The organism is Paenibacillus sp. FSL L8-0435 (genome assembly GCF_037965655.1).
Classification (GTDB): Bacteria; Bacillota; Bacilli; order Paenibacillales; family Paenibacillaceae; genus Paenibacillus.
Genome location: NZ_CP150185.1, coordinates 3199810 through 3218717, shown reverse-complemented (window position 1 = coordinate 3218717; position 18908 = coordinate 3199810). Strand labels below are relative to the sequence as shown.

The window sequence follows — 18908 nt, the reverse complement described above, 5'->3', positions numbered from 1 at the left end:
ATTACAACTATCCGGCAGCACCGGATAGGTATAATATTACGCAGTCTGAAGGACCTAGTAACTAGTATTTTGCGCCAGAGTTATTGCCTTACACGCCAATTGGAAGGTGTATCCCCTTCCCAGGTCTTGAAAGCACGATAGAACGAATTCTGGTCTTCATATCCAACCAGAAATGCCACTTCTTTGATATCAAGTGAAGGATCTGCAAGATATGCTCGGGCCTGCTCACGTCTGGCCTCGGTTAATAATTGCTTGAAGTTTGTGTTCTCCTCCGTCAGTCGCCGCTGCAAGCTGCGCTCACTCATGCGAAGCTCTTTGGCGACCGTCTGGATGTCAGGGCGCTTTCCTGTGAGGCTGCGTTTCATAATCCATTTGACCACTTCAGTAACGGAACGATTGCTCTCTTGTTCGTCGAGCGACCGATCCAGTGCCGGGGTCAGAATCTCCAGTAACTCCTCGTTATACGATAGAAATGGAAGACTCAGATCTTTCCGTTCCAGCGTCAGCCGATTATAGTTGGAATTCGTATCGACTCGGCAGCCGAAGTAATCCTCAAGGGTGGCTACGTCACCCATCGGTTGGGAGAACTCAACCCGTTTTGCAATCAAAGGTTGTCCTGTGCCCCTCCGTCCAAGTTCGATCAGAAATGCCAGCGTAATACCGACCAGTAATGGCGGACCTGGTTGCTCCTTATGTAACCATCCTAGTTCAATGATACATTCCTCCCCTGCTTCGGTAATCTGCAAACTCTCGGGAGGACACATTTGCTTGTAACGCACCATGCGATTCAACGCATCACGATAATCACGAGCATGATACATCGCCAGTACAGGCGGAGGATACTTCGATATTTCATATCCGGTTGCAAGTTTGATGATGCCCTCGGCGGTGTTCCTATTTAGATCAGAGTAGGCCTGCCAGATTGCGAAGTATTGAGATTGGGTCACTACAGGTTGATTTATTGTCTCAAGAGATAGTTGTGCTGTGCGAGCGATGTCGTCGGCACCAATCCCTAATTGATGTAATCCAGCCCAAAAGCCTGGATGAACTTTAATTCGATCATTCGGTTGAGATTGCATGTATACAGACTCCTTTAACTTGTTCCTTTTTTATTCTGATTTCTAATTATAGAATGGATGTACCTATTTTTGAAACTTACCTCAGCGAGGCATTTCCGGGTAATACGAAAACACGACTAACCATGAATGGTCAGTCGTGTTCAAGTCAATCATTCAGTATATTATGAAAATTGCACATTTTGTATGTTCAGCTATTCATTCAACGCAGTTTTGATCAGGGCATTCACCCGTGAGTTAAACAGCAGACCGATATGGGATACGAGGGAAACCGAAACGTTGTTCGCCCCGTTCAACCGGGAAAGTACCGGGGACACAATCGTGTCACTGGTGGAATAGATCGAAGTCACCTTTATTCCACTCGGAGCTGTCGTTGTGGTCAATCGATTAGCCCCGCCAAGGGTAATCAACTTATCCACTTTGGAAGCGCCTCCACGGTTAAGTATGTAATAGAGACTATTAGCTCCACCCATGCTATGAGCTATAATATTGACTTTTGTATGACCCGTTTCGCGCAGAACATCATCTACGAATCGACTAATTGCTGCGGAGTTCAACAGCTGGTTTCCTTGTTTGCTAGGAAGGTCAATCGCAAATAATTCGTCTCTTGTCCACCCTTGGCTACGTAAATAACTCTCAATTGCTGTAAAATTGCTATCTGAACCAGTCAATCCATGTACCAATACAATGGGTGTACGTGCCGTAGCCGCAGAAGCCTTTGAACTCGATCCTATTCCAGTTATTGATAAGGCAAGGATCATACTCATGAATACAACAAGTATTAATTTGGTCTTTTTCACTTCATTACCCTCCTGTAAAATGTTTTATATTCCATATATTACAATCTAACATATGGAATATAAATGAACCTTTAGTCTCATTTTTACAGGAGTGTCTAAAGCAGACTACAACCAACATGATTACGCTATTATCAAACTCTAGTTCTGTACTTCTTATCCTTCAACGATATCTGCACGTAGATCCGTTGCAATCTCAATCATTTTGGGAACAATAGCTTCGTTAGAAATAGCTACATACAGATCCCCCATGTACAAACGAAAAGCAATCTGTGCACCCTCAAGGTCCCACATAAAAAAGTCCCCCTCGATGGTCATGGTGCTCTCAGCTCCTACAATGTTAAGAACCGGTGAATAGGTAAAATCGGGTTGGGATTCGAAGTAGAGTTTGCACTCTTCCAGCGAGATGGATTGTTCCGCATTGCTTTCTTGCATGGATCGGGTAATTCGAAAACGCTGATTCATTGATTTGCCTCCAAAACTTTATTAATATATACATGTTCCACAGCAATATATTTTCTCATTTCCGTCTTTCACTGTCAAAACCAACCATGCTCTCTTCTTACAATTCATATATACTGAATACAGTGCACAACGAATTTCTACAATCAGGAGGAGTCAAATCAATATGTTGAAAACAGAATTCATTGATGTACTATCCATTGTCTCACATAAATTATATGATTCGGCTGCTAACGTCATGGACACGGCAAGCAGGTTAATTCCTGCAAATACGTTTTGTATTGCCCAGTTGGATCATCTATCTACCAAAGTTCTGAACGTATATAATCGTGACAAACTAATTCTGGGTGAGGGGCTGGTCGTTGATAACGCCGAGTCATACTGTGCACTTGTGACTGAACATTCCCAAGGCCCGTTAGTAATCCATAATAATCTAACCCATCCACTAACCAGACATATGGACGCAACCGAATTCGTAGGTGGATGCTCATTTGTCGGTGTGCCCATACATAATGAGAACGGAGAAATTTACGGCTCCCTCTGCTCATTTGATCAGGATTTCTATTCATATCAACAAAAGGACGTGGATCTGCTTCTGGCCTTGTCTTCATTTTTCACGAGTCTTCTTGAGATGGAAACAACTCTGCAACAGTTAAAACAGGCGGAAGAGACCGCTGCAAAAGTGCTTGAAGAAAAGAAAAATTTGCTGGCCGTTCTCAGCCACGAAATCCGGACGCCAATGAATGGTGTTCTTGCAATGGCCAATCTGTTGCAATCGACCAGGCTGAGTGAGGATCAATCGTTATATGTTAATGTCATTGAGTCAAGTGGTACCAGCCTTCTGTCGATGATGGATCAAATTCTAGACTACTCCAAAGCAGAAGCTGGTGCGATCTCTCTGGAGATCAAATCTTATAGTGTCACTGAAACAGTTGAACATGTATTACAATTATTCTCTTCTGAAGCACAGAAAAAAGGAATTAGGTTGTACGCAGAATACAATATTACTGATCATCTGATGCTTATGGGTGATCAGCACAAAGTTCGTCAGATTCTAATCAATCTCGTTGGGAATGCGCTTAAATTCACTGAAAAAGGGGAAGTATGTATCTCTACTGAGGTATCTGCTGATAAAAAAGGTACTCTCCATGCATCCTACGAGATAAGAGATACGGGCATCGGTATCCCGCAGGATCGTCAGGATCTGTTGTTCAAATCCTATTCCCAGATTCATGGTAATTCAGGAAAATATGGCGGAGCCGGGCTGGGCTTGTCCATCTGTAAACAACTCGCTGAATTAATGGGTGGCGTTGTATGGCTTAAAGAGTCCAGTCCTATGGGCAGTCGGTTTGTCTTTAATATCTCCAGCGCTGCACCCTCCGTCCATGCGAAAATCTGAATGATGAATATATTATTCTATCTGAACGGATAGGAGGTATATATGTTGACACAATTTCTGGATGCAAGATCATCGCAAAATGCTGCGTTGTTTAATTCTATTTCCATACCGATTCCAGTGATTAACACGCCTCAGTTATTCGGCCAGATTGGTCTGCAGACTGCCGGAGCGGGACCCAACCTAAGAGTCTCCCTAAAAGGAACCATAACGGTACAATTACCACTTGCCCTATTTCAAGTGAGGATTATTATTGTAAGAGGTACAGTTGCAACCGATCCGATTGTTTACTCCGGAAACTACACGTACGGTCTGAACGGTCTGCTTAACCCTGAAGTGATCGTTTTCTCTGCCAATGACTTTAACACACCGATCGTGCCACAATTAACCTACAGCGCATTTATCAGTACCAACCTGCTCGGAACGGTTCGAGTTGGCCCAGAGAGTTTCGACGGATTTGTCGTTTCGGATTAAAATGAACACCTCCACCCCCATACTCTTAATCTGTTTGTTCATAAAGATTAAGGTGTGGGGGTGTTCCAGTTTACATTGAATCAGTTACCAAAATAAACATCCAGCTTACCCGTGGGCGGCGTTGTGGCCATCCACACTGCTGCGAGATTATCCGGACTAACTGTAGCCGCAGTAATATAATCTCCAATGAGTACTGTGGGCATCGGAGAGTTGCCGTTTGGATTAAAAGATGTAGTTGTGATACGTCGATTGGAGAAGCTGGTCCCGCCATCAAATGATTCCGCAACAAAAACGTCCAGCAGGAATCCGTCAATTCGATTGGAGTAATAAATAACCCTGATCGTCCCTGCAAAAGGTGATACGGTTATCGACGGGAAAAAATTCTGTGTACCCGGTGGCGCGCCTGTGATACTGATGGGGTCTGACCATAAAAGGCCATCCGGAGATTCACAGAGTAAAACATCGGTATATCCGGCACGTGCATCATTCCAAACGGCATACACAGTTCCACTGTTAGGTCCAACGGAAATATCTGCTCCCAGACTTAGGTTGGTCTGCACTCGAAAAGCATAATTTGGCACAGGTAAAGGCGAAGGTGCCGGTACTACGGATGAAATAAACGTTGCCTGTCTTTCCAGAAGAGGTTGATAGGTAATGCCCCCATCGTACGAAATACGTAATAAAGCGGACGGACTGGCAGGACCCGTAATGATATATCCTGCATAGACTTGACCCGAGAATCCAACAGCCAACGCTGCCCGGTCATGAATTCCTCGCGGATTCGACTGTCGGTCAGGTGGCTCCCAGGTTATCCCCTGAGTGAGCGATCTTTGCGTAAATATAGCGGAAGATGCGGTAGCAAGCGGAGTATATCCGACATATGCATGGCCTCGATAAGGGCTACCTGGAGAACGATCAACAGCTATTAAAGGCTCATCATTATGAACAATAGTACCGAACCCCGCTTGGACGATAACCGGTGGCTGCCACGTAAGTCCATCATCAAAAGAAGTATAACTCGCAATCGTCCCATCATTGATCCCGTTAAACAAATGTACGGTAACGATAAAGGTATTCGGAAACGTATAGTCTATCGTAGGCGCCTCTGCTCCTGCATACCCTGCCGGTTGAGGAAGCACAGTGGTGGTCCAGGTACTGCCTCCATTAATGGAACGATAGAAACCAGTCAATGTTGGCCCGGTACTGGTATCCACAGCTACCACGCACATAATATTCGGGTTCAGCGTATTAACTGCAATTGAGGGTTCGAATTGACTGCCTGCCAAAGCCCCGGTAATATTCACAACTACCATCTGCTCACCTCGATTCCTTTAAGGGATATTTGTGAACCGGTCAATTAATGTCATCTCCGATTGAAGTACACGTTGGATGATCTGACCTGTAGAATTAACACCGTATACATGAATGATCGTACTTGTAGCACTAAAATAATCGCTTTGCACCTCGTAAAAAGCAGCATTGATCAATGGATAGATTAAGCTTCGGGTCGCTTGAGGTAGTAATTCAAACAGATCATGACCTATAGGTATGCGCGCAGTTTGAGTGGTGTCCCATCTGAAAATTTCCAACTCAATACTGACTGGAGCATTAAGGGAATCATTAATGCACGTTACAATGAGTTGAGTGGATTGGGTTTCACCCGATGTTGGATTGTAAATAAAACCCGTAGAGTTTGGCAAAAAGCACACTCCTTCCGCAATATATAGTAAAGTATATTCGTTTTTCTGCTACCGTTATGACTAGGATCTCAATTGAATATTGGATCTACTTGCAAATTTTGTTATGCTAGATTACTAGATTACTGTTCATAACAAAATTCTACTATCATGTTCGGAGTTGGAGGACACAAATCATGCTTATTAAACGTGTAGGAAAAATCGCCGCGGTTACTGTAATTGCTCTCTCTATCCTTGGAAGTACACCCAATATCGGTGGAGCCTATGCTGCCCCAGCCATTTCAGTACACTTGGATGATGTTCCCCTGAAGTTTGATGCAGCTCCACGAGTTGATAAAGGTGTCACTTACGTCCCGTTTCGGACGGTCGGGGAAGCCCTAGGTATCGATATTACCTGGAACAGCAGATCACAGACTGTAAAAGCAACGAACACTGTGAAAGGACAAACTACTGAGGTACTATTACAAGTTGGCAGCACCACAGCGACCGTAAATGGAAAAAAAGTTACACTTGCTGCAGCACCCGTTCAGCGCGAAGGACGCGTGCTTATTCCACTCAGTTCTTTTAGTAATCAATTCGGTGTAAGTGCAAGCTGGAATCAGGCAACCAAGACGGTCTCCCTTATCTCCCCACAACGCGAGATGCACCTGAGAGCCTTCTATGCATTGCAATCCTTTCAAGAAAAGGACCTTATTACTTCCATGAATTCCGTGGCCTTTGGCTGGAGCCGCATTGATCGTGAAGGTCAGTTCACGCTCCAAGGGGATGAGTACCGTCTCCCTGCTGCTGCGGGTGATGTTACACCGCAGTCTATCGTTGCTGACGCAGCAGATCAACAGATCCAACCACAGCTCATGGTGTATGCATTGGATGGAAACGGCGAACTGACCAAAGTTCTGAGCGACAGCAGTCTGCGGCAGAAATCGATTGAAGGTATAACTGCTGCTGTAGCAGAGCATGGTTTTGGCGGAGTTGTTCTGGATTTTGAAGGACTGGGCTTCAAACTGGATGCGGTAGAACAACAGAGGCTGCTCAATGCTTACGTGAAGCAATTAAGAAGCTCCTTGCCCCTGGACACAGCTTTATCTCTGGCGGTACCGCCGCTAAATAGTGCTTATAAAGGGTATGATTACAAAACACTTGCCTCCATCGCAGATGATCTGATCATTATGGCCTATCAGTATAATCCGGTTGGCACCAAATCTCAGGTACCTGAGCCAAATAGTCTTGTGGATCAGGCGATCCAATTAGCCATACAGGCCGGTGTCCCAAAGAACAAGCTTTTGCTCGGAATCAGTCTAAGCAGTGAAACGCCGTCCTCTGTTGATGATAAGCTCGGTCTCGCCAAACGTTATAACCTCAAAGGAGCCGCTTTCTGGCGCCTGGGTCTGTTCCGTTCCTACAATACGAAAATGGAAGATGCCGTGAATGCTTCTGTGATCAAAGAGTAAACATTCTGACTGGATACAGCTCACTTAAATAAAAGAATGACCACGCCTCTGGTACTCAGAGACTTGGTCATTCTTTCTCCATCATTTCACTTCATAAATTTATCCACACTTCCAAATAAAAACTTCACAATCTGGGTAGGACCAGGCAAACGGGGCTGAAAGAGAAGAATGATCCCAATTACTGCCGCCACTGCAGTAATTCCCGCGCTTACTATTCTGGCTCGCTTCTCTTTGCTGCTCTTCCACTCTCCATACACTATCGCAGTCGCCAGCATCAAAATTCCAAGGATTGAGCCTAGTTTCATGCAATCACCTCTCTTCTCGAGCTTGTACAGGAGCTGATTCTGTTCAACTTTCATCCTCATTAGGTATCCCCTGAGGTCCTGTTGATTTTCCGGTACGTACTACATGTGCATCTACTTTGACTTCCACGTCCATATCAGGGTAGATGGTTTCCCAGTTCTTCTCCTGCACCTTCCATTGGTGCGGATAATATCTGCGGAATTCAACTGCGAATTTGAAGAAATCGGAGCGCAGCTCTTTCTGAGACATGACTATAGCATCATGAGCCAAAGATGTGAGCTTAGCCGACCATTCCTTTTCCAGTTTAGTTAGTACAGCGGGATCAGTCAGATTGGCATCCGTCGTATTTAACACCACTTCTCCCCTGGTTTGGATGTCGACCTTCATACTCCACTGTTGGTTTACAATTCGCGGCTTCAAGGAGGTTTTATTTTCAAGGAGTCTTATCGAGAAAGAACCCTCTAACGGCTCAAACTCAACGGGCATGATAATGTTGTTCAGTTCTTTTGCAAGTAGTAATACACCTACGCTTAGTGGTTCTTTGATCGTCTTGACATAGCGATCCTTCTTATACATACTCAGGCCTTTCACATATGGCGTTGTCGTCAGTTTATCCTGATCGGGCTCCGGAGGTAAGATTAACATGCGAGACAAAATAGCGGAACAGCTCGGACCTTCAATAGATTTAGCCAGTTCAAGGGCAGTGACACGTGTACCTAACTTCAGATTGGCCATCTCACGTAGCGATTCAGCAGAACTTCGCTCCAGTGGATCAAGTAACGCAAGGATATCTTTCGCAGCCTTTTCGCTGGAAAAGACATATGCATGCTCCCTGAACTGAGGGTAACGCAGGAAAAAATCGATATACTCGCGGATACCGCGTTTGCCGGCTTGCTCACTAATGATGATGACTTCGCAATGGCCCCAGAACATATTCCGTGGAACTTTACGTTGTAACCGATTCAATGCCTCGGCAATTGTACGTCCTTCCGCTGTTCGAATCATTGTTACCCCGCTTGGACTGCCTCCACTCCCACTGCTATCTCCTGCACTCGCCTTTCGCGGAATAAAAATCTGTGAAGTCAATTGTACTTTGCCATCTTCATAATCTATCCCTGTAGCCAGCACGATAGCCAAATCGTTAATCTCGATACGATCCCAACATCCACTTAAAAGCACACAACACAATATTGGCATTAGTAGTACTCTATATATTCGCAAGTGCTCCTCCCCCCATCAATCAGGTGTTCGCTCGATTCTTCCGAAAATGTGCCCACCCTTTCTTCAGCCATGCAACACCATAGATCATAGCCGGAAGGATTAATAAAATACTGATCGTATACAAATTGGCTGAAGCACTAACCAAACTGGAAACACCAGATCCACCGGACACAACCCAGTAAGCAAATACCATGCACAGAAACGAAAGTGGACCAACCACAGGTTTGTAGTCCCGCAAACCAAACCATTCCGCGGTTGATGTAGCAAAGATATATAGAAAAACGGAAATTTTAACGAAAATACCGAAAATCCAGATGGCAATAATAAGGGATTCGATATGCTGCAGAAAGTCTGCAATGGTTATGTATCTTGCTGCGATCATGACTGGAAATACAAATGTATCCGTCAAATCACCAATTAAAAACAGGCAAAACAGATTGGTAACTGTCATTGCAGTTGTTGTAAATACAAGGGAACCCAGCATGACCCGGGTTATTCGTTTTTTTTCATTCACATAAGGTAGCAGAAAAGCCAACACAATATACTCACTAAACCATGCAGCAGGTGCAGCAGCCCCGGTAATAATGGGAATTGGACCTTTCTCCATAAAAGGAAACAGCTCGGCAGGATTCAATTCACCAATCAACAATATAAAGATCAAAGCCAGCAGCACGATCAGCAGGGTAACAAACACCTGAGAGGTTCGTCCGACAACTTCAATTCCGAGTCTAACATTAATCGCACATACAACAACCATCGTACCCATCACAACAAACAAAGGTGTACGCGGAAGTGCATTATTGACAATGAATTCACCGTATTCCCGAATAATCAAGCCCGTCAGGTGGGGCAAGAAAGCGATATAGATCAGACCGAATAACTTGCCCGGAATCCGACCGACGATCAATACACTGGATTGAATGAGCGTTTTTCCTGGGTACAGACGATCAAGTCCAACGGAAATACCAATAGCAGCCAAACCAACGATAGAACCTATGATTGGAGTCATCCACATGTCATGTCCCGCATAGTGCATTGTAATTCCAGGCACAGATAAGATAGCCGTCGCGATAATGGCGGGAAAGACCATAAATGCCAATTGAGTCACCGATATTTTCCCTTTGTCCGTCAACATATGTAATCCCGCTCCCTGTTTGCTCGAATGTAGATTGTTCTAGTGTGGTTTGTTCCTTGGGGATGGACGCCACCATACATCCTTAAGTTCCTTAGCCATCGTAGGTGCTACCGGTGAGAGATAAGGTGTTCCAAATGAACGAAGACTGCTTAGATGAATGACAACCAAGATGACTCCCAGCATGACACCCGTGAGGCCCAGCGTTCCTGCCAGAAACATCATGGGAAAACGTAGCAGACGGGTCGCGATGCTGGCAGCATAGCGAGGGATCATGAAAGAAGCGATACCAGTAATCGCGACAATGATAATCATGGGGGCTGAGACAATTCCGGCACTCGTCGCCGCTTGCCCAATAATTAAGGCTCCCACGATACTGACCGCTGATCCGACCTGCTTTGGCAATCGGACGCCAGCCTCACGCAGTGCTTCAAAGGCAATTTCCATAATGAGCGCTTCCACCAGTGCGGGAAAAGGGATCTCTTCTCTCGCCCGAGCAATACTGAGAAGCAATACGGTAGGAATCATCTCCTGATGAAACGTAGTAATCGCTACATAAGCCGATGGAAGCAGCATGGATAAAACAAAAAAAATGTATCGCAGCCAGCGTACAAAAACACTCATGAACACATTTTGATAATAATCTTCAGGGGATTGTAACATGGAAAAAATGGTTACTGGCGCGATAAGGGTAAACGGCGTTCCGTCAACGAGAATAGCAAACCGACCTTCCAGCAAGTTGGAAGCAACGACATCCGGACGCTCCGTCGCAATCATCTGTGGAAATGGTGAATATCGCTCATCGACAATCCCTTCTTCAATGTATTGACTCTCCAGTACGTCTTGGAGCTTTAAATCGGCAAGTCGTGTCTGCACTTCCTTAACAAGTTTGGGGTCAATAATCCCCTCCATGTATACAAGTGAAATACTGGTGTTTGTACGTTCTCCCATGTTACGTGTATGAATCTTCAATGCAGGTGTCTTGAGGCGTTTGCGCAGTAAAGACATATTCATGGTCAACGACTCTGTGAACCCATCCCGTGCACCACGCACGGTCGATTCAGCTAACGGTTCCTCCGTTGAACGATTTGCAGCTTGGTATAGAGGATATGTAGTTCCGCCTATTGAACCGTCCAGCAGTAACAGAGCTTCTCCTTCTAATATGGCCTGTACTGCCTGAGTAGTCGTTTCAACATGCTTAACTGAAGCTAGAGGAACTTGCGCAGCTTCGATCCCTGTTTCCTGAAGGGGCGTTAGTACCTGGCGTTCCAGCCGCTCCGTATCGCATACACCAACACAATATACGCATAATGCTGATGTAAGACACGCGGTTTGGAATGTATGAAATACAACGTCCGAGCAACCCGCAAAAACGGAGCGTAACATTTCTTGATCAATAGCAAGATTTCCGGTTAATGGCAGGTCCTGTTGTGTTATCTCTGATGTGTCCATGACGCCTCTCCTTTCCGTAAACACTCCGTCCAGATATTCTCAGTTAAAGGTATCCTTTACTTATCAGATGGGATATATACGCAAAATATAGAATGCCAAAAAAGCCGCCCTCATGAGCGACTCTGATGATATAAAACGTTAATCATTTCTGCGAATCCGTTGATCTTGCTCTTTGCAATTCCCTATTTTCTATTAATCACTATCCTTTCACAGCACCCAAAGCAACACTCCCAATAATCTGTTTGGAAAATATAGAGAATACAATAATAATAGGCAGGATTGAGATCGCTACCCCCAAATACAAGAGCCCATAATCCATCCCGTAGTACCCCTGCACTAGCGCAACCAATACTGGAAGCGGATATTTATCCAGGGAGAAAAACAGCACAAGCGGTGTCAGGAAATTATTCCATGATCCGATAAACGTGAATATGCCAAGGGCGGCGATTGCCGGCCCCAGAATAGGCAGTACAATCTGATTGAACGTCCGGAACTCACCGGCACTGTCCACCCGAGCAGATTCAATAATCTCATCCGGGATGCTGCTCTCCATGAACTGCTTGATAAAAAATACATTAAACGCATTAGCCGCAGCAGGCAAAATAATTGCGGCATAACTATCCAGAAGTCCCATCATGCTGAATAGTCGATATACGCCAATCAAAGCCAGTTGACCCGGTACCATCATGGTTGCTAACAGAAACAGGAACAATCCGTTTCGTCCTTTGAATTTAAATTTGGCAAATCCATACGCAGTTAAGGCCCCAATATACAGAGACAATACGGTCGATGTTCCGGCAATAAATATGCTGTTGGCAAACCCACGCCATATGTTGATTTTGGATACCATGTTCATATAGTTATCAATCAAGAATGATCCGGGAAGAAAGGTGAACGTTGAAGCAATCGTTGCATTATTGTGTGTGGAATAGATAAGCATCAGATAAAATGGAATAATGCATAGCACGGCAAGACCTGTCAGCAACAGATAGATGATGATTTTGCCTGCCGTCAGCCCCCTTGTATTGGCATATTGCTGAATCGCCGCATTTGGTTGTTCAACTGATTTTGCAGTTTGCATAAGAACTCCCCTCCCTATGAACGGCTCTTCCGCTTGGTCATGATGAAGGATGCAACGGACAACAATATGATGATAATAAACAGGCAAAATGCGATGGCAGCACCGTAACCAAATCGTGTGCTCTGAAATGCTACATTATAGAGATACATAATGCTCGTCATGGCTGCCCGGTCAGGACCGCCATTGCCGTTGGTTAGTGTAAATGGCTGATCGAAAATCTGGATGCCCCCAATAATGGATGTAATCATCTGAAACAGAATAATTGGACGGAGCATCGGCACGATTATATGAATGAAAATATGTTTCTTTTTCGCGCCATCCATCTGGGCAGCCTCCAGCAGAGAAGGGTCAATGCCCTGAAGACCAGCTAAGTAGATGACCATCGAATAGCCAAAGTATTGAAAAAACAAAATGGATGATACAATCAGACGCATAAACCAGGGATCATTTTTCCAGTTAATTGGATCTTGTATTATGCCGGTCTGCACCAAAAAATGATTCAGTCCGCCAGACTGCCAGTCAAAAATCAAGCTGACAAGCAATCCAAGTGATGCCGCCGTAACGATGTTGGGAAAAAAGTATACGGCTCTGAAAAAGTCCCGTCCTTTGAGCAGCTTATCATTCAAGATAAAAGCCAACACAAGTGAGATTGTCAGCTGCGGAACCACGGAGACTCCCCAGATGAATAACGTATTAAACAAGGTTTTGTAGAACAACGGATCTTGTAATACGGCAACGTAGTTACCGATCCCTACAAAATCAGGTGTCGTGATCCCATCAAAGTTGGTGAAACTGATGTAGAGGGAATATAAAATGGGATACAGCCCAAAAGTGGTGAAAATAATAAAAAACGGAGCAATGAAGTAGTAGCCGTAATGGTCCTTGCGAATCGTTTTGGCAAACATGTTCTATCCCCCCAGTTATCATCGGATGTGTATATTCATTCGCTTACTTCTAGGGCGTGTCTGAAAACTCCGAAGGAAGCAGATTTTGCCGAATTTTCGTTCCAAGCAAGGAAGTTTTCCGCAGGCGTGCCGGGGCACGTCAAGGGAAAGTGACACAGCATGGGGCGAAAAGGCGGTAAAAGATGCACTTCAGCGAGTTTTGAGACACGTCCTAAGCTAATCCACTTCCAGTTCCGGAAATCTCAAGGTAACATCACGTTTGATTCGCTTTACGACTTCATCTTTGGTCTGAATGTCCTTATTGAGATATAACTGGAGTACAATCTTGTAGATATCATTGTTAATCGTGGCATCATATTTGGTGCGTTCGTATACAGGTACCCGTTTTGCAGCCTCCGAGAAAAACTCGAAATGCTTCTGTCCTCCCAAATAGGACGATGAGAGAGACGGGGCAAGTTCATCATTCACAACCATGTTGCTGGTGAAATAATCCTGTTCTTTTGCTAACTCGGACAGAAAATCGTGGTCAAAATTATAAAACTCAATAAACTTCCAGGCCAAATCCTTTTTCTCACTTTTACTGTACATCGCGATATAGGTTCCACCTGAACTAAAGGCTGAAGGTCCCTGGGCTAAGCCCCACATGCCTTCGGTATCCGGAGCGTTTGCCTTGAACGTATATTGCAAACCCCAGGTTGCCCCGGGATAGAACATGACCTCTCCTTTTTGCATGGATGCAGCGTAACCGGCACTTCCATCTTCATACTCGGCAAGTACATTCCGCTCACGTGCTTCACGTACAAGATCGAGCACTTCCAAGTACGTTGGATCGATGACAAGTTTGCCGTCCTTCACCCAAGGTATACCATCATATGAATTCGATATAGCATTCCAATTCGCCAATGCATGTACTTTATTCCCGCTAAGTTGCTGTACCTTCTCTCCAATCTCGAAGATCTTCTCCCATGTATCGATCTGTGAACCCACCTGCTCAGGATCATCGGTGCCCAGATATTTCTTGGCCAAATCCCGACGATAGTAGATGCCCCCTGGTGTTCCCTGATAACCTATCGCTCTGACATTTCCATCACTGTCCTGTTCATTGGCCTGAACAAAAGCATATTGTTCCTGGATAAGTTCATTGGCGTTATACGGCGAAGCTGATAAATTCTCCAGATATGGAACGTCAATCAGCTCTCGAATATTCGCATTTTCAATCATAAATACATCTGGAGCCTTCGAGGTTGTCTGTAGCGCAGATTTCAGCTTGGTGATATAGAAATTACCAGGGATGTTGACAAAGTTCACTTTGATGTCAGGATATTTCTGTTCGAATTTCTCGATGGCGTACCCTGCTTCATCCGTAAAACTCCACACGGTAATCTCCTGTTGCTTGGTTTGATTCGATGGACTGAACTGACAACCAGCTAACAACATCACTGCACATACAAATACAATAGTTGGCTTAAACCACTTCTTCATAGGCCCCCTCCTTCAAAAAGGAAACGCTTACAATTTATTAGAGTATATTGATTTTGGAGAGGGCTTTCTCCATAAATATTGTGCATTACCCTTCATATTTTGTGATATTCGTCCGATGTTTCTTACGAAATTCGGAGGGTGTACAGCCATTATATTTTTTGAAAAGACGATTATAGGAGTTAACATTGTTAAATCCATGTCCAATCGCAATCTCCAGAATCGTATCCTGACGGAACAATAAGGCCCACTCTGACTTGATAATTCGAAAATGATTCAAGTATTCCATCAGTGTTACTCCCTTGATCTCTTTGAACAGCTTGCAGACATGGAACTTGCTAAATTTAATATGTTCCGCCACCTGTTCCAGCTTAATGGACTCAGCATAGTGCTCCTCCAGGTATTCACAGACCGATTCAAGGAATTCAAATTTTTTGGATGAAGTACATGCCCATCCTGAAGATGAAGATTCATCGGTGGTAACCGGTACTTTTGTACGCAATAAAAGTATGATGAGATCATACAACCTGGATACCATTAACCATCGGTATCCGGGCTTCTGATTTTTCTTCTCGGTAATGATATCATCTATATATTGAGTCAGATTGTTCTGACTTCCCGTATTCGAAGGAATAACTGTTGTTTTGTTGAAAAGTTGTCCGAGATCCTGAATTTCGGCTTCGGTCGTGAAACTCCCGGTTAACAATTCGAGTCGGAACAAGATAATGGTCAAATGTTCGGTCCCCGGCAAAAAGCAGTGCACATCCCCTGGTTTGATCAGCAGCACATCCCCTTTTTCCAACTCACACACGTGGTCGTTCACACCAATTCTGGCGCTTTTACCATTGACGAGAACCAGCTCAACCTCATCATGCCAGTGTGCAGCATAATTGAACTGATTTCCTGTATGAATTACCCGAATGGGAAAACCTTCTTGCATATGGCCTGTCTCCAAAAAAGTGGGTACGCCCATCGTATCACCCTCCATTTATTTCCAATGAAAATAACTCCTCGTCTTTATATTATGCATTAATGGCTACTCTCCTTTCTTTTTAAGTATTTAAAATTTCTATAGAATGAAAAAACTCCTCAACTCAGGTTGAGGAGCCGAACAGAATCACGTTCCACGCATTGGATGTCCAGTGTATATAACGTCTCTACGTTCTCTCCATTCAGCAGTTGGAAGAGAACATGACCTGCAAGCTGGCCTGCATCCCTCTTCGGCTGACGAAATGTGGTTAGAGGTGGATTCATGTACTGAGATGCAGGTATATTGTCAAAACCAATTACGGATAACTGCTCAGGTATTGAGATATCATGCTCCCTGAAGGCTTCCAAGCCGCCGATCGCCATTTCATCATTGGCAAAAAATACAGCGGATGGCAACTCTCCTTCAAGCAGTTTCTTGGCTGCATTGTAGCCATCTTGCTTCATGTATTGTCCGCCAATTTTCCATTCGGGGTTCTCTTCAATGCCTGCCTCCTTCAAGGCTTTCAAATAACCTCGATAACGATGGAGATTACATTCCGATTGTGACGGGCCACTAATATAAGCTATTGTCCGATGCCCTTTATCGATCAGATAACGGGTAGCCAAGTAACCGCCTTGCGTATCACTCATCAAAACCTTTACAATATGTTGAGCATCCAGATCCCGATCCATGACAACAATTGGAAACCCTGCTTCAGATGCTTCAATCAGCAATTGATCTTGAATATTCTGAGCAATAACAATAGCTCCGTCAATTCTTCTTTCACGAATGTAACGATGGGCTGTCGATTTCTCTCCACCCAACGAACTACATACGATCATATCGTATCCATGACTCATGACGACGGTTTCTATTCCGTTTACCAAATCCGAGAAATACGGGCTGGACATGTCATGGACAATAATACCAATGGTTTGTGTACTATTTCGTTTTAATTCCGATGCAGGACCATGCCTAACGTAATTGAGTTGGCTCGCTGCCTCAAGTACTCGGAGTCTTGTCGGCTCACTTACATTCCCTTTATCGTTGAGTACGCAAGATACGGTGGAACTGGCTACACCAGCCATCTTGGCTACATCTTTAATCGTTGTCATCATATATACTCCTCAAAGACAGTTTCATCTGTTTAATCCATTATGGCGTAACACAGCAATACACACGGGATAGTTCACTAGCATTTTAACACGTCAGTTCGGTCATGTCTCTTAGCAAAACATCAACTACGAAAAAACATATTAAAGAAACCGAGGTGCCTTCATGAGATTTAGTGAATATGTAATAGGTCAGCGCTATGAAACCACATCCTTGGCATTATCCAAGAGTGATATTATTGAGTTTGCCACAATCTATGATCCACAGTACATGCATTTGGATGAGGAAAGGGCCAAGCAAGGCCGCTTCGGCAGTTTAATTGCTTCTGGCATGCAAACGATGAATATCTCCTTTAAATTATGGATTGAGGTCGGGGTCTATGGAGAGCATGTCGTGGCGGGCACCGGAATGAATAACATTCAATTCCTGAAACCGGTCTTTCCGGAAGATGAACTTCACGTCATTGCAGAAGTTATTGGACTGTCTCCCAGACGCAAAGGAAATGGGATTGTTACGGTGCTGCTGAGTACTTTCAATCAGAAGAATCAAAAGGTATTTCAGGCAGAATTAAGTGCATTAATCGATAATTAAGACTGAGAAAAAGCCCAAAAAGCCGCCAATTGGCGGCTTTTCGTAGATATATCACATTGAAGCATTTTTAAGCGTTATACCCTTTCAATACCTGCCCCAAAATCTCTACACCCTTGACAATCTGTTCGTCTGACGGGGTTGAGAAATTAAGTCTGATGGCATTACAAGGGTCTTGTTCGTTCACCAGGAATGCATTTCCCGGTACAACCGCAACCCCTTGAGCTGCCGCTGTCTTAGCATAATCAAGCATTGGCACATGTGCTGGCAGATCACACCAGAGGAACAGTCCACCGTCCGGTTGGGTATAGGTAATGGACTCACCCATATGCTCTTGCAGCTTGTCCATCATCAATGTTGCTTTTCTCCGATATACCTCACGGATGCTGTTAATGTGCCCTGCGTAGTCATACTCTCTCATGAACTTGTATGCCAGAATCTGTGGAAGCATGGCCGTATGTACGTCTTCTCCCTGTTTGGCAACAACCATCTTCTCCACGACTTCATGTGGCGCTTGTACAAAACCAACGCGCAGTCCAGCCGACAAAATTTTGGAGAATGATCCAACATAGATAACCAGACCCTCATCATCCATAGATTTAATGGTTGGCACATCGTCTCCATTGAATCGAAGTTCTCCGTACGGGTTATCTTCCAAAATCATAACGCCATACTTCTTAGCCAACTCGTATATGGCCTTACGTTTCGAAAGACTCGTTGTTACACCTGTCGGATTCTGAAAACTCGGGATCACGTAGATCAGTTTCACATTAGGCTCCGTTTGCAGCGCCTGTTCCAGCTTCTCGATATCCATACCGTCCATCTCCATCGGAACACCGGCAAGCTTTGCACCGGATGCCCGGAAGGAGTTCAGGGAACCGATAAAGCTCGGACTCTCGCAGATAATCGTGTCCCCTTCATTACAGAATACTTTACAGGCCAGTTCAATCCCCTGCTGCGCTCCAGATACAATGAACAATTGATCGGATGGTTTACCGGTATCAAAACCTGTCTTCAAATGTTGAGTCAATGCTTCCCTGAGGGGAACATATCCTTCCGTAATCCCATATTGCAGAGCTGTGACTGGGTCATGCTCCAGAATGGATTGAGTGAATGTGCGAATCGCCTCAATAGGGAAGGTTTCCGGAGCAGGATTTCCCGCGGAGAATGGAATCACATTTTGTCCCGAAGAAGCCTTCAGAATCTCACGAATAATGGATGGTTGCAGTGCTGCGATACGATTGGAAAATGAATAGTTCATCTTAAATAGTGCCTCCCGACATTTCATCTGAATTAACTCTCTATCATTAC

Annotated in this window: 19 protein-coding genes; 4 read left to right on the top strand and 15 right to left on the bottom strand. The window is 44.6% G+C overall.

Going from position 1 to position 18908, the window contains the following annotated elements; all coding sequences use genetic code 11:
• Window positions 1–80 precede the first annotated feature (80 nt).
• From NST33_RS14060 to NST33_RS14050, 3 genes are all read right to left on the bottom strand, one after another.
• Window positions 81–1079, bottom strand: coding sequence for an AraC family transcriptional regulator (locus NST33_RS14060; RefSeq protein WP_221819422.1), 999 nt, complete (start codon window positions 1077–1079; stop codon window positions 81–83).
• 191 nt (window positions 1080–1270) lie between these two features.
• Entirely contained in the window at window positions 1271–1843 is a 573-nt protein-coding gene (locus NST33_RS14055) for an alpha/beta fold hydrolase (protein ID WP_223869139.1), read from the bottom strand.
• Window positions 1844–2029: 186 nt separating this feature from the next.
• Window positions 2030–2338, bottom strand: a complete 309-nt coding sequence (locus tag NST33_RS14050) for a hypothetical protein (protein WP_221819423.1) — start codon at window positions 2336–2338, stop codon at window positions 2030–2032.
• A gap of 163 nt (window positions 2339–2501) precedes the next feature.
• Here NST33_RS14050 and NST33_RS14045 point away from each other — a divergent pair, with 163 nt between their 5' ends.
• Entirely contained in the window at window positions 2502–3734 is a 1233-nt protein-coding gene (locus tag NST33_RS14045) for an ATP-binding protein (protein WP_221819424.1), read from the top strand.
• 45 nt (window positions 3735–3779) lie between these two features.
• Entirely contained in the window at window positions 3780–4205 is a 426-nt protein-coding gene (locus NST33_RS14040) for a hypothetical protein (RefSeq protein ID WP_145317541.1), read from the top strand.
• 80 nt (window positions 4206–4285) lie between these two features.
• Here the strand turns inward: NST33_RS14040 and NST33_RS14035 are convergent, their stop codons facing one another.
• Together NST33_RS14035 and NST33_RS14030 are read right to left on the bottom strand one after the other, a co-directional pair.
• Complete coding sequence (locus NST33_RS14035) at window positions 4286–5518, bottom strand: sialidase family protein (RefSeq protein WP_221819425.1); 1233 nt, start codon at window positions 5516–5518, stop codon at window positions 4286–4288.
• 18 nt (window positions 5519–5536) lie between these two features.
• Complete coding sequence (locus tag NST33_RS14030) at window positions 5537–5905, bottom strand: hypothetical protein (RefSeq protein ID WP_221819426.1); 369 nt, start codon at window positions 5903–5905, stop codon at window positions 5537–5539.
• A gap of 173 nt (window positions 5906–6078) precedes the next feature.
• On the opposite strand from NST33_RS14030, the gene NST33_RS14025 reads away from it, so the two are divergent.
• Window positions 6079–7353 (top strand): stalk domain-containing protein, encoded by a 1275-nt coding sequence (locus tag NST33_RS14025; protein WP_339184919.1) that lies wholly within the window; start codon window positions 6079–6081, stop codon window positions 7351–7353.
• Between the two features lie 86 nt (window positions 7354–7439).
• Here NST33_RS14025 and NST33_RS14020 read toward each other — a convergent pair whose 3' ends face one another.
• The 9 genes from NST33_RS14020 to NST33_RS13980 form a co-directional block, all read right to left on the bottom strand.
• Window positions 7440–7658: a hypothetical protein gene (locus NST33_RS14020; RefSeq protein ID WP_339184917.1), complete on the bottom strand. Its 219-nt coding sequence runs from the start codon at window positions 7656–7658 to the stop codon at window positions 7440–7442.
• Between the two features lie 43 nt (window positions 7659–7701).
• Window positions 7702–8877, bottom strand: a complete 1176-nt coding sequence (locus NST33_RS14015; protein ID WP_339308370.1) for a Ger(x)C family spore germination protein — start codon at window positions 8875–8877, stop codon at window positions 7702–7704.
• A gap of 19 nt (window positions 8878–8896) precedes the next feature.
• Window positions 8897–10012 (bottom strand): endospore germination permease, encoded by a 1116-nt coding sequence (locus NST33_RS14010; RefSeq protein ID WP_221819430.1) that lies wholly within the window; start codon window positions 10010–10012, stop codon window positions 8897–8899.
• Between the two features lie 39 nt (window positions 10013–10051).
• Window positions 10052–11461, bottom strand: coding sequence for a spore germination protein (locus tag NST33_RS14005; RefSeq protein ID WP_339308368.1), 1410 nt, complete (start codon window positions 11459–11461; stop codon window positions 10052–10054).
• 199 nt (window positions 11462–11660) lie between these two features.
• Window positions 11661–12542 carry a carbohydrate ABC transporter permease gene (locus tag NST33_RS14000; RefSeq protein ID WP_083684212.1) on the bottom strand — a complete coding sequence of 294 codons (882 nt, stop codon included), beginning with the start codon at window positions 12540–12542 and terminating at the stop codon, window positions 11661–11663.
• A 14-nt stretch (window positions 12543–12556) separates the two neighbouring features.
• Window positions 12557–13447, bottom strand: a complete 891-nt coding sequence (locus NST33_RS13995; protein WP_036608160.1) for a sugar ABC transporter permease — start codon at window positions 13445–13447, stop codon at window positions 12557–12559.
• Between the two features lie 216 nt (window positions 13448–13663).
• Complete coding sequence (locus tag NST33_RS13990) at window positions 13664–14929, bottom strand: extracellular solute-binding protein (protein ID WP_221819432.1); 1266 nt, start codon at window positions 14927–14929, stop codon at window positions 13664–13666.
• Between the two features lie 85 nt (window positions 14930–15014).
• Window positions 15015–15899: an AraC family transcriptional regulator gene (locus tag NST33_RS13985; protein ID WP_221819433.1), complete on the bottom strand. Its 885-nt coding sequence runs from the start codon at window positions 15897–15899 to the stop codon at window positions 15015–15017.
• 116 nt (window positions 15900–16015) lie between these two features.
• Window positions 16016–17014: a LacI family DNA-binding transcriptional regulator gene (locus NST33_RS13980; RefSeq protein WP_339308365.1), complete on the bottom strand. Its 999-nt coding sequence runs from the start codon at window positions 17012–17014 to the stop codon at window positions 16016–16018.
• Between the two features lie 160 nt (window positions 17015–17174).
• Here NST33_RS13980 and NST33_RS13975 point away from each other — a divergent pair, with 160 nt between their 5' ends.
• Complete coding sequence (locus tag NST33_RS13975) at window positions 17175–17600, top strand: MaoC family dehydratase (RefSeq protein WP_221819435.1); 426 nt, start codon at window positions 17175–17177, stop codon at window positions 17598–17600.
• A 67-nt stretch (window positions 17601–17667) separates the two neighbouring features.
• Here the strand turns inward: NST33_RS13975 and NST33_RS13970 are convergent, their stop codons facing one another.
• Window positions 17668–18858, bottom strand: coding sequence for a PLP-dependent aminotransferase family protein (locus tag NST33_RS13970; RefSeq protein ID WP_339308363.1), 1191 nt, complete (start codon window positions 18856–18858; stop codon window positions 17668–17670).
• Window positions 18859–18908 lie beyond the last annotated feature (50 nt).